Below are 11,803 nucleotides of genomic sequence, written 5' to 3' on the forward strand. Positions count from 1 at the left end.
CCTAAAGGAGAGAAGAGATTCCCGAATTAATAGTTATCCTTTGTTTAAGCTCTGTGTGAAGCGGTCGATGATAATCGCTAAAATAACGATACCGAAACCTGCTACGAATCCTGCACCTGCTTCAGCACGTTGTAACGCGGATAATACGTCACGACCTAAACCTGGAGCACCGATCATCGATGCAATAACAACCATGGATAATGAAAGCATTACCGTCTGGTTGACACCAGCCATAATGGTTGTTTTAGCCATAGGTAATTCAACTTTAAATAACTTTTGACTACCTGTTGTACCAAATGCGTCTGATGCTTCTACAAGCTCATCCGAAACTTGACGGATACCTAAGTTCGTAAAACGAACGACTGGTGGTGTTGCGAACACGAATGACGCGAACACACCTGGCACCATTCCGATACCGAAGAATGCAACGGCTGGAATTAAGTAAACGAATGCTGGCATCGTCTGCATGAAGTCAAGCACAGGTGTAATAATATTTTGTGCAAGGTTACTCTTCGACATTAGGATACCCACTGGAATACCAACTATGACAGATATTAAACTGGCATAGAAGACGAGTGTGAATGTCGACATGAGTTGTGCCCATAATTCTTGGTTGTGAATAAAGATTAAACCTACTATAGAAAAAGTAGCTAATCCAAACTTCTTACCTGTTAAGAAAAAGGCAATAAGTGCAACAAGAATAATGATAATAATCGGTGGTACCATCTCTAAATATTCAGCAGATGTATCAAGTAACCACCCAAACCCTTCTTGTACAGGGTCAAAAATAAATGAAAACCAATCTGTTATTTTTTTAACCGTCCAGTCTATTCCTTTAGCAACTGGTATATGTGGTATATTATCAAGCATCGTCTATGTTCACCTCATTTCCGTCGGCTAGTGCTGCGATTACGGCACCACGAACAATGATACCGCGTAGTTTTCCGTCTTCTGTAACGGCCACTGGTACAGGCGAATCGTGAATAATATTAAAGGTTTCTTGAACTTGTGTATCTTTGTCAACCGTTGGAATCTCAGTCTTAAGAATCTCACTAAGTTTTTCAACGCCATCTTCACGTGCCTGACGCGCATCATCTGCTGTTACATAACCCTTAAGGTTACGCGAACGATCTGTTACAAAGATGGATGATAAACCTTGCTCACGCATTCTTTCTAATGCAACACGTGGACCATGTTTATCAATATCAACTGTTTCAGGTCGTTTCATAATATGTTCAGCTGTTAACACTTTCGAACGGTCAACGTCTTCAACGAACTTCTCAACATAATCGTTCGCTGGATTCACAAGAATTTCTTCAGGTGAACCGACCTGTACGATTGAACCGTCTTTCATTAATGCAATGCGGTCACCAATACGTAACGCTTCATCTAAATCGTGTGTAATGAAGATAATCGTTTTTTGCATCGTTTCTTGCAAGTCTAATAGCTCGTCCTGCATGTCTTTACGGATAAGCGGGTCTAATGCTGAGAACGCTTCGTCCATTAATAAAACTTCAGGGTCGTTTGCTAATGCACGCGCCAGACCGACACGCTGTTGCATACCACCTGATAATTGGCTTGGTAACTGATTCACATAACCACCTAGACCAACTAATTCAAGTGCTTCTTTTGCTTTTTTAGAACGCTCTTCTTGTTCCATACCTTGGATCTCAAGTCCGAATTCTGCATTCTGAAGGACTGTTCTAAATGGGAATAACGCAAATCGTTGGAAAACCATACTCATTTTCGTACGACGAATTTCGCGTAATTGCTCTTTACTCATCGTTGCTAAGTTTTGGTCGTCGATTTCTACGCTACCTTCAGTTGGTTCGATCAGACGGTTAAGTAAACGTACTAATGTAGATTTACCACTACCTGAAAGACCCATGATTACGAAGACTTCTCCTTCTTCTACCTCAAACGATGCACGGTTAACACCAACCGTACAACCCGTTTTTTCGAGGATTTCATCTTTGGAGTAACCTTCGTCTAACAATTTTGTTGCCTCTTTTGTTCTCTTACCGAAAATCTTCGATAAATTTTCGACTTTAATCGGCACTGGTTTACACCTCTTTCTCCTCAATCACTGTACTTTAATCATATAACTTAGTTGTAATCACTTTGTAACAATCACTCTTATAACTATATTACTTAGACAATAAAAACTCAAATTCCACATGAAGCGACATATGTCTGTTTAGTCCGTAAAGTTTGAACTGAACAAACTTATCAGACAAAATACTACGATTTACTTCTTAATTCTTGCATATTCTTCCTAATATATCAGTTTGTTTTTGTAGAAAAGTAATGTAAATTGTAAATTAGCAGTCTTAAGGAGGCTTATTTTATGCAAACAACAGAATGGAACGACTCACTTGAAACATTTCATTACAATATGATTAGCGAATTTTCTAAAACACTTGAAATGTTTTCATTAAATACAACCGAGTCCCAGCTGTTCGTCACCCTCTATCTCAGTGAAGATCCGATGACATTGGATGACATGAAGCATGCGCTTGGCAAAAGCAAAACAGCGATGAACAATGCTGTGCGGACGCTTTTAGATTACAATCTCGTCGAACGTGTTTGGAAAAAAGGTGTTCGCAAAGATCTGTACCAAGCAGAAAAAGATTTGTACGATAAATTCATGCGGGCTTATGTTAATCGTTGGCTCGAAGCGATTGAACGTCAAAAATCTAACCTTCAACAAATCGAAAAGCAATTTGCAAACGAGCCATCTAAACACAACCATCAAACGAATGAGAAATTACAAGAAGCGATTAAATTTCACAATACGCTTGAAGACGTATTTAACGATCTACATAAAGAATAGACCCCACTAGTCAACGAGTTGTTAGGTGTTAAAAAATTCCTACAACTCGTTTTCTTTATCATATGTTAAAATATAAAAAAACTCAAGTCATAACACTTTTGTCGAATGAGCGTTGACACGTTACATCCAGACAAATGAAGGGTATAATGATAAGAACTACTATAATCATTAAAAGGAGTCGTTGATGTGAGCGAAAAATCTTATTCATTACAAGAAGCTATTTTATATTCACACAAAATGGCTCAGTTATCAAAAGCCATTTGGAAGCAAATCGAAAAAGATTGGCAAAATTGGGTGAAACCGTTTGATTTAAACCTCAACGAACATCATATTTTGTGGATTTGTTATCATTTAAATGGAGCGAGCATTTCTGAGATCTCTCAATTTGGTATTATGCACGTCTCAACAGCTTTCAATTTCTCGAAAAAATTAGAAGCTAGACAACTACTTACCTTCTCTAAACGCGAAGAAGACAAACGAAACACCTATGTGGAGCTAACCGATGAAGGTAAACGGTTATTCGAAGAGACGATGGAAGCTCACGCTGCGGGTACCGATAAAAACACGGTTATGAAAGCTTCATTACCACTGAAAGATTTATATGGACGCTTTCCAGAATTTCAAGACTTAGAAGCGATCGTTAAAGAGATTTATGGCGACGAATATTTAGACATTTTAGACCGCTCCATCGCAAGCATTAAAGCCGAATATTAAACTCTTATAATTTTTTAGTTGAAAGGGTTGAATTTTTTCTTTGTAAGGCGTATTATCTCCCTTGTAATAGACATTGATTGTCTGTTGTCATGCCTAATTTCAAATAAAAAGGGGGCCCTTACAATGACTTGTTGGAAAACGATCAACATTTCAAAAGAATTCGGCCAAAATCGACTCAAAATCATGTCGGTTTTTCTCGGTATTATGTCCTTTATTGTGTTATTCATACCGTTTTCGCTATTACATCATAGCGTTCCATTACACGACCCGGCACTGTGGCAAGTGTTGTTAGGGCTTATAACCTTACCCATATTACACAAGTTGGCCCATGCATTGCCAATTACGTTTACAAGTAAAGAATTTAAATTAAACTGGTATTTCAAATATCGTTACATGCCATTTCTTAAAATTAAAATGCGCTCAAGTTTATCTAAACGGACGTCAATTATTATGATGGTAGCCCCTACCGTTGTTTTGACGTTACCGCTCTTAGTTCTGGCGAATGTATTTCCATCGTATTATCCAATTTTAATTGTGTTTACGTCGATTCATATTGGCATTTCACTTACGGATTGGTTAATGTTATCATTCTTTATTAGAGCACCTAAGAAATGTATAGTAGAAAAATCAAAACACAACTATGATATTCTCGTTCGTTCTCCATAAACGTAGTATGATGGTGAGTCATTAGGAGGGGAAACTTTGTTACTGTTTTATGTACCATTTGCGTTATTTATTTTTTACGCATTTAATCGTATGACCCAAAAGTTTTGTACAAAATCAGAGATGTCTAACGAAAAAAGCGTTAAAGTTTATCGTATGATCAATATTTCAATGCTTGTCTTACTCATCTCATCCTATTATGAAGTGAATTATTTATAATGAAAGCTATGTTACAGTTTAGTGTTGATTTTGATTGATTTAGCACTGAGTTGTTGAATTGTGAGAAGCGAAGGTGGCGACTCCTGGTCGACTAAAAGCGGTCACGTCCTGTGGCCAACGTCGACACTAGACCATCCGGGTCGTCGGAAAGCGTCCACCGACAGCGGATCACAATATCAACGACGGATTTTAACAAAGCCATAATGAATGAAAAAGGTTGATCCGCACACGTGGCGGATCAACCTTTTTTTCGTCTTATTTTAGTACCATGCAGCACCCACAATAATGAGAAGAATAAACAAGACGACGATTAACGCAAAGCCACTGCTATAGTTGCTACCATGACTCATATTCTCACCTCCCATAACATGACTAGTGTAATATATGGCATAACAGAACTGTTTGATTAGGCTACCGTCAAGTTGATTGATGCCTCGTTTCTTTTTTTATGGTATATTTATCAGTGTAAAAAGAGACTATAGGGGGAATCACGGTGAAAAAGATTATCAGTCTATTGTTTGTATTGTTTGTTGCCATGCTGTTCATGACCGCCTGTCAATCGGACGAAGAAGTGGTCGTTGAATCTGAAGCAGGTAATATTACGCAAGATGAGTTTTATCAAGAACTAAAAGACCGTTACGGAGAAGATGTTTTACGCGAGATGACGAAAAAAATGGTCCTCGAATCGCAATACGATGTTTCTGAAGAAGAAATCGATGATGAAATTGCAAGTTTTAAAGATCAAATCGGGCCTCAATTCGAACAATTTCTTAATCAACAAGGCTACGACAATGAAGAAGAATTTCGAAATGCTTTTTATATGAGTCAGCTCGAATTTCAAGCGGCTACGGAGGATTTGAATGTCTCAGATGACGATGTGAGAATGCGTTATGACAATATGCAGCAAGAAATTAAAGCGCGTCACATTTTAGTCGAGGAGAAGAGTACGGCAGAAGAAGTGATAGAACGTTATAATAGTGGAGATGATTTTGCAAGCTTAGCTGAAGAATATTCAATTGACGGATCGGCTAATTCTGGCGGCGACCTTGGCTATTTCACAGGTGGCGATATGGTGTTACCATTTGAGCGAGCTGCGTTTTCACTCGAAGTTGATGAGATAAGCGAACCTGTTGAAACGCGCCACGGTTGGCACGTCATTTTAGTAGAGGACAAGCGTGAAGCTGACGTAGAATTGGGTTCATTTGAAGATATGGAAGCACAAATACGTGAAAACCTGCTCGCTTCCCAAGTATCACAAGATGAACTGAGCAGCATTATTAATGGTGTCATTAATGATGCCGATGTCACGATTCAAGACGACGATCTCGACCATTTATTTCAAACAGAAGATGACAGTGAAAACAGCGAATCATAAAATTAACCGCCCAAGCTTATCGGGCGGTCTTTTTATACACTTAAATCGTCGGCTTATAAAATTGTCTGTTTTCCATAGGAAAGATTCGATCGGTGAACTCACCTGGATTGACTTTCTCTAACGCGCGATTAACCATGTTCATTTTTGCATCAATCATATCAATTTGGTGTAGCATTTCCGCTTCACGTAAAATCGGCGTTTTCGGACTTCCCCATTCATTTTTACCATGATGACTTAACACTAAGTGTTGTAACAATAACACTTCCTCACCATCAATACCGAGTTCTTGAGCCGTTAGTTTAATTTCTTCAACCATCATCGAAATATGCCCCAACATTTTTCCTTCCAACGTGTATGTTGGCGAAGCTGGCGACGATAGTTCTTTAATTTTACCGATGTCGTGCAAAATAATTCCTGAATACAATAAGTCGGTATTCAATTCAGGATATAACCCTTTCATCTGTTGCGCAATTTTGAGCATACTGACGATGTGATGCATTAAGCCTGACGCATATTCGTGGTGATTTTTCGTTGCTGCTGGATAGGTAAATAGGTCATCATTATATTTCTTTAAAATTTGGCGAACAATGCGTTGAATATTTGGATTTTCTAACGCGAAAATCATCTGTGATAAATAGTCTTTCATTTCATCAAGGTCAACTGGCGCTTTTTCGATGAAATCGTCGATCCGGACACCGTCCATTTCATTCGCTAAACGGATTTGCCGAACGTTGAGCTGATGTTTACCACGAAATTGTTTAATGTCACCTTGCACATGGACAATCGCTTCAGCTAAAAAGGTTTCCTCGTCTTCTTTCGCGGCATCCCACAATTTAGCTTCAATCTCTCCACTTCGGTCACGGAATATAATGGTGAGAAACGGTTTGCCGTTACTCGCGACTCCTTTGTCGACTGATTTAATTAATAAAAACCCTTCAAACTGATCGCCTACTTCTCGATTCGCTATACCTTGTGTCATGTAATCGCACTCCTTTACTTAAGTTTACGTTCTATTCTAACCTGTCACCGCTTGACCTTCATTTATATGAACGGTATAAATAGAAGAATCGTCTTCGTATGGTTCGCAAGCAAAATAAATCATTTGTTGTTCCTTTGCTTGATTGATTAACATCGACATCATACGTTCGTACCGTTCACCATCAAAATGAACAAACGCATCGTCTAAAATAAACGGAAAACGTTTGGAATCGTGCAATGATGCATTCAACGCTAAACGTAGCGAAACATACAACTGATCTGCCGTTCCATCAGATAATTGCTTCACATCAAACCAGACCCCATTTCGATGGTGCACCATCAATGTTTCTTCACGCGAAAATTGTACTTCGTGATAAGACCCACCTGTTAACGTATTAAACATATGAGCCGTATGCTTTAACACATTCGGCAAATAGTCATGCTGATAGCGCGCTTTTGTTTCTTGAATGAGTCCTTTTGCCGTTTGTAGAACGGCCCATTCTTTCGCCAACGTCTTCACTTCATCTTCTACTTTAGACCGTTCGTGAATTAAATCTGATAAACGACCATCTTCTTCCATTTGTTTTATATGTGCCGAGCAATCAGCTAAGCGTTGACGCTTTTGTTCTAATTCGTTTTGTTTTTTGTCACGCTCTTGTTTTAATTCATCCCGTTCACGTTCCAGCATTCCCCAATGGAACGTTTCCGTTAAAAGATCATCTGTCATGTCACCAAACAATCGTTTAACATGTGTATAAGCTGCTTGCCTTTTCTCATCCAATTCCTTATAAGTTGCAAATGCTTGAATCACATCATCTAGTTCTGTTTCATTAGCAGCATCTACTTCTGATAACATGTCTTGCATCGCTTGATCATACGGTTGGAACTCATCATTTAGCTCTTGAAGTTGTTTTTCAAGTTCTTCTAACCAGTAATGCTGTTGGCGAATGTGCTCATTGATGTCACGTTCTTGGTTCAAATATTCTCGGACTAATTGAATCGACGTCTCATCGTCTTGCCAATTGTAATGATCCATGTAATAAGATAAAAATCGCTGCAACTGCTCTCTAATATAAGATAAAGACGCTTCTATTGATTGCGCTGAATGTTGTAGTTGATCCATATCTTCGAGTAGCCGTTGACCATTAATTAGCTGTTGAGCTAAATCATCCCACTGCTCAAGTTCATATCGTTCTAGCCACGGATGCCGGTCTAATTCCACTGTTTGTTTCGCTTCCAAATCGTCTAAACGTTCTTCAATTTGCAATCGTTCTGCTTCAATATCGCGAAGCTCACCATTGACATAATCAATGGTCGATTGTCTTTGGCGTCGTTCAGTTTGGATTTCGTCATCCTCGCGCAAAGACGCTTCAAGTGTTCTTTTTGTCTCATAAAGGGCATTCGATTGTTGTAAATCATCGTGTTCCCCAAGTTCCCGCTCACGTGGAACTGTTTTCGTTTGAAATTGTCGGTGTAATCCGTATGATAACAACCCGCCTGTTCCAATAACAACAAACGGCCAAAAAACACTTATATCACCGAATAAGCCAGACCACATCGCTCCAGCTAAAATCGTCGCAAGCAATAGCACAATCCATTTTGACCCGTTCATTAACGGCTGGTTAGACGAGGCATGATTGGCTGATCGACTAAATACTTTCACCTGTTCTGAGGCAATATCGCGTTGGACTTGCTCGAGTTGTTGTTCCATCTCCTGTCGTTTATATTCTTCTAATTGTTGAGCTTTAATGGCTTGTTGTTTTGTCTCTAATGCTTTTAACTCATCTAATTTAACCCGCTTACGTCGTTCTAAGTCACCTAGTTTTTCGGCATTGGCTTGTAAGTCATAGGCTAAACGGGACCACGTTTGACGTGTGTAATCACTGACAGCTAACGTTCTTAACGTATCATTTTCAACAGGTAAGCGCATATCCGACAATTGTTTGTCTTTGTCTCGAATTTGTTCGGTTAAATCATGGCATTGCTTCTGTTTATGTTCCCACTCTACTGTCCATTCTTGAATTTCATCTAACGTGAACGGAAAATGATCTTTCTTTGATTGCGCCATTAACCGATTGCGTTCCGTTTTGACTTCCGACATTTTCGACATTAAGAGTTGAGCCCGCTCGTCACGTTCTTGCCGTTTTGCCTTCACCGTTTCATACCGTTCAATCATATCTTGTGATAAATGTGTATGGTCGAGCAGTGATGCCATTTCGCGGTCAAGTGACTGAACCTGTTCGATCGACGCCTGCACTTGTAACAATTGATGAAGCTCGTCGATACGGTGTTTTAGTCGTTCATCTTCATCTCTTAAGTGTTGAATATCCGACTCGAGTTGTTTCGCTTCTTGATAAAGCGTTGCATGGTCAGCTTCTTTTGATTGCGTTTTTTCAATTTCATCATTTAATGTCTTCACTTGTTGTAACGCTTGGTTAACGGGCGGTTTACGACCTTGTTTTTTGAACAGTTTATCACTTTGTTTCGTTAATGATTGTTCGATATCGACAATATCATCCGACCCTGTTAAACCGAGGTTGAATAAAATTTTGCCAATGTCTTCTGATTGATGATGCCGAATCGCATTCAAATCACGGTCTTGAAACGAAAAAATGGCCCGAAACAAATCATAATCAACATGGTGTAGCACGTCTTGAATTTGTCCATCTGTCATCACTTCACCACGAACATAGCCCGTTCGTTTACCACGATTTCGGTGAGCCAGACGCTCAATCGTATAATCATATGTATCATCTGTTATAATCAATCGTCCACCGAGTTGGCCGTCTGCAACGGATGTGTAATGGTCACGGTCTGTTGCAGACAAACCGAATAAAACATAGGTCACAAACGCACGTAATGACGATTTCCCTGATTCATTCGGTCCGTACACATAATTAAACTGAGGATGCAAATCGATCGTTTGGTTTCGCCATTTCCCAAAAGACACGAGTTGTAGCTGTTTTATCCACACGTTAATCCCTTCCATCACTTAATAATTGATTGATCACCACTTCTTCAGCTTGATGGCGAATGTCATTTAAATCGTCATCTGAAAATGTTCCTATTATTTGTTTAAATTGCCGGTGTTGTAATAAATCTGATAGATAAGGTGTGATCGTTTCTTTCTCATCTAATAACGTCAGCACTTCTCCAACAAATTGACTCGATTGTTTTAATTGATTGCGGTCATACTGCACAATCGGTGTTACATTTAATTCCGTTACCCATACCCAGTCGTCTTCTTCCTTCTCATGGTCATTTAACCATTGTGACAATTCATGTGAGAAAGACATGAGAGCATCATGCACCATTAAACGCAATCGCAACCATACTTTACCATGTTGTTGGCGTAAGCGTTGTTTATACTCCTTTAATTCATGGACTAACTCATCGACTTGTTGTGCTGAAGCTGTATATGATTCATCTAAAAAAACGATCTCATGTACCGGGTGAAACTGTAGATGTGTTTGTCCGCCCGACATATCGACAACATAACACCCTTTTTCTCCTGTTTCTTTCATATGACGTCCTTGAATATTTCCCGGGTAAACAATATACGGTCGTTGTGCTAATAGTTCACGTTTATGGATATGTCCGAGCGCCCAATAATCGAACGGTTTCGCTTTCAATTCTTCTAGTTGAAATGGAGCATACACATCATGGTCTGCATTCGTCTGCAAGCTGCCATGTAATGTCGCGATATGATAACCATCTGCTTGAACGGGTTCATAAGATACGACTTTCGGTTCTGTAACGGCTCTATGTTCATAACTAAAGCCATAGATATAAACGGTTGTATCGCCTTTAACGAATGTTGTGACTGTCACCTCTTCAGACGGAAATATATAAGTATTGTCAGGCAACGTTAAATCCACTTTTTTTAGCATGTCGTAATCATGATTACCAAAGCTGATATAGACATGAATGCCGCTTTCATCTAAGCGCGACAAACCACGTTTTAACGTCACTAATGACTTTAATGATGCAGACTGAACGTCGAACACATCGCCGACCATTAAAACGAAATCGACTTGCTCGTGAATCGCAGTCTCGATTATGCGGTCAAACGCCTTGAGTGTTGCGGATTGTATACCCTGTAAAATGACCCCTGGCACATCTCGCATTCCTTTAAATGGACTATCGAGATGGAGGTCTGCTGTATGTAAAAATCGAATGGTTTCTTTCATATTCCGCCTCCTCACCACTATTTTACCAAAATCAAAACACGAATGCACGTTCGATATTGGTGTTATAAAAAATTTTTTTGTTTGAGCCGTCAGACTATTTACAAAACTCAAGACTTTCCATATAGTTAAAGTAGCGTAACATTAAATCGAGGAGGACAAACATGAAAACATATTTTTTAACCGTCTTTTCAAAAAAAGGTGAGAATTTATTAGATGAAACATTTGAAGCTGAAAACGATGACCAAGCGTCATCAATCGGAAAGGAAAAATTAGCAGAGCACGATTATCAAGAAATGACGCACCGCTGTGTATCTCCAAATGGCCGTCTCGTATTATTTCACCGTTAATCAAATAGTAAAAGGCTGCCGCACTATGCGACAGCCTTTGTTTAACGAGCTATTGTTGTTGCTCGTCTTCACCGTATAATTCTTCTAATGGCTTCGTAATGATCTTACTCACATCGCCGATTAATGTGTTAAGGCGCTGCTCTTCTTCCATTAGTTTCGAAATATCTTCGTTTTGTTGAACAAGTTCAACCACTTGTTGCGCTTTTTCAACTTCTTCTTGTGTGATTTCTTCACCTTGCATTTGCTTTTGTTGTAATTCAAGTTGTGTATCGCGGAAATTATCAAACATTTGCTTTGTTGAAGGGTCTTCCATCACTTTTTCATAAGCATCTTTTAGCGCTTGGAATTCCTCGCTTTCGCGAAGTCCTTTTTCTAAATCGTTAGCTAAATCATAAATATTAGACACAATATACCTCCTAGAAACTTTGCACATATTCGAACCCTACTTTAACAGAGATTCGAACGTCTGTATAGTCAAAACTCA

The 11,803-nt window shown here is 39.2% G+C and carries 13 protein-coding genes; 6 read left to right on the forward strand and 7 right to left on the reverse strand.

The features are described 5' to 3' along the window. Positions 1 to 33: 33 nt before the first annotated feature. Together ABID56_RS07900 and ABID56_RS07905 are read right to left on the reverse strand one after the other, a co-directional pair. Positions 34 to 870: an ABC transporter permease gene (locus ABID56_RS07900; protein WP_354220082.1), complete on the reverse strand. Its 837-nt coding sequence runs from the start codon at positions 868 to 870 to the stop codon at positions 34 to 36. Beyond that, on the reverse strand, positions 863 to 2,059 hold the full coding sequence (locus tag ABID56_RS07905; protein WP_354220083.1) for a quaternary amine ABC transporter ATP-binding protein: 1,197 nt from the start codon (positions 2,057 to 2,059) through the stop codon (positions 863 to 865). The genes ABID56_RS07900 and ABID56_RS07905 overlap by 8 nt, the downstream gene beginning before the upstream one ends. A 288-nt stretch (positions 2,060 to 2,347) precedes the next feature. On the opposite strand from ABID56_RS07905, the gene ABID56_RS07910 reads away from it, so the two are divergent. From ABID56_RS07910 to ABID56_RS07925, 4 genes are all read left to right on the forward strand, one after another. Then, positions 2,348 to 2,833, forward strand: a complete 486-nt coding sequence (locus ABID56_RS07910; protein WP_354220084.1) for a GbsR/MarR family transcriptional regulator — start codon at positions 2,348 to 2,350, stop codon at positions 2,831 to 2,833. 186 nt (positions 2,834 to 3,019) lie between these two features. Then, positions 3,020 to 3,547, forward strand: coding sequence for an HTH-type transcriptional regulator Hpr (locus ABID56_RS07915; protein WP_354220085.1), 528 nt, complete (start codon positions 3,020 to 3,022; stop codon positions 3,545 to 3,547). A 123-nt stretch (positions 3,548 to 3,670) separates the two neighbouring features. Further along, the gene (locus tag ABID56_RS07920) at positions 3,671 to 4,213 is read left to right on the forward strand and encodes a DUF3267 domain-containing protein (RefSeq protein WP_354220086.1); all 543 of its coding nucleotides are present in this window, start codon (positions 3,671 to 3,673) and stop codon (positions 4,211 to 4,213) included. Between the two features lie 36 nt (positions 4,214 to 4,249). Continuing rightward, positions 4,250 to 4,429, forward strand: a complete 180-nt coding sequence (locus ABID56_RS07925) for a hypothetical protein (RefSeq protein ID WP_354220087.1) — start codon at positions 4,250 to 4,252, stop codon at positions 4,427 to 4,429. A gap of 260 nt (positions 4,430 to 4,689) precedes the next feature. Here ABID56_RS07925 and ABID56_RS07930 read toward each other — a convergent pair whose 3' ends face one another. Beyond that, complete coding sequence (locus ABID56_RS07930) at positions 4,690 to 4,779, reverse strand: YjcZ family sporulation protein (RefSeq protein WP_354220088.1); 90 nt, start codon at positions 4,777 to 4,779, stop codon at positions 4,690 to 4,692. Between the two features lie 143 nt (positions 4,780 to 4,922). On the opposite strand from ABID56_RS07930, the gene ABID56_RS07935 reads away from it, so the two are divergent. Beyond that, on the forward strand, positions 4,923 to 5,804 hold the full coding sequence (locus ABID56_RS07935) for a peptidylprolyl isomerase (protein ID WP_354220089.1): 882 nt from the start codon (positions 4,923 to 4,925) through the stop codon (positions 5,802 to 5,804). Positions 5,805 to 5,844: 40 nt separating this feature from the next. On the opposite strand, the gene yhaM is transcribed toward ABID56_RS07935, so the two are convergent. Genes yhaM through ABID56_RS07950 form a run of 3 tightly spaced genes read right to left on the reverse strand, consistent with a single transcriptional unit; the run spans position 5,845 to position 10,972 of the window. Next, on the reverse strand, positions 5,845 to 6,783 hold the full coding sequence (gene yhaM, locus ABID56_RS07940) for a 3'-5' exoribonuclease YhaM (protein WP_354220090.1): 939 nt from the start codon (positions 6,781 to 6,783) through the stop codon (positions 5,845 to 5,847). Positions 6,784 to 6,819: 36 nt separating this feature from the next. Further along, on the reverse strand, positions 6,820 to 9,756 hold the full coding sequence (locus ABID56_RS07945) for an ATP-binding protein (RefSeq protein ID WP_354220091.1): 2,937 nt from the start codon (positions 9,754 to 9,756) through the stop codon (positions 6,820 to 6,822). 1 nt (position 9,757) lies between these two features. After that, entirely contained in the window at positions 9,758 to 10,972 is a 1,215-nt protein-coding gene (locus tag ABID56_RS07950; protein ID WP_354220092.1) for a metallophosphoesterase family protein, read from the reverse strand. A gap of 161 nt (positions 10,973 to 11,133) precedes the next feature. On the opposite strand from ABID56_RS07950, the gene ABID56_RS07955 reads away from it, so the two are divergent. Beyond that, complete coding sequence (locus ABID56_RS07955; protein ID WP_354220093.1) at positions 11,134 to 11,319, forward strand: YhzD family protein; 186 nt, start codon at positions 11,134 to 11,136, stop codon at positions 11,317 to 11,319. Positions 11,320 to 11,368: 49 nt separating this feature from the next. On the opposite strand, the gene ABID56_RS07960 is transcribed toward ABID56_RS07955, so the two are convergent. After that, on the reverse strand, positions 11,369 to 11,725 hold the full coding sequence (locus ABID56_RS07960) for a YlbF/YmcA family competence regulator (RefSeq protein WP_354220094.1): 357 nt from the start codon (positions 11,723 to 11,725) through the stop codon (positions 11,369 to 11,371). Between the last annotated feature and the right edge of the window lie 78 nt (positions 11,726 to 11,803).

This window comes from Alkalibacillus flavidus (assembly GCF_040545925.1).
Classification (GTDB): Bacteria; Bacillota; Bacilli; order Bacillales; family Alkalibacillaceae; genus Alkalibacillus; species Alkalibacillus flavidus.

Excerpts from the sequence above, each read along its gene's own strand:
- ABID56_RS07955 (WP_354220093.1), top strand. The coding sequence starts at position 11,134 with ATGAAAACATATTTTTTAACCGTCTTTTCAAAAAAAGGTGAGAATTTA.
- ABID56_RS07900 (WP_354220082.1), bottom strand. The coding sequence starts at position 870 with ATGCTTGATAATATACCACATATACCAGTTGCTAAAGGAATAGACTGG.
- ABID56_RS07950 (WP_354220092.1), bottom strand. The coding sequence starts at position 10,972 with ATGAAAGAAACCATTCGATTTTTACATACAGCAGACCTCCATCTCGAT.
- ABID56_RS07930 (WP_354220088.1), bottom strand. The coding sequence starts at position 4,779 with ATGAGTCATGGTAGCAACTATAGCAGTGGCTTTGCGTTAATCGTCGTC.
- ABID56_RS07910 (WP_354220084.1), top strand. The coding sequence starts at position 2,348 with ATGCAAACAACAGAATGGAACGACTCACTTGAAACATTTCATTACAAT.
- ABID56_RS07920 (WP_354220086.1), top strand. The coding sequence starts at position 3,671 with ATGACTTGTTGGAAAACGATCAACATTTCAAAAGAATTCGGCCAAAAT.
- yhaM (WP_354220090.1), bottom strand. The coding sequence starts at position 6,783 with ATGACACAAGGTATAGCGAATCGAGAAGTAGGCGATCAGTTTGAAGGG.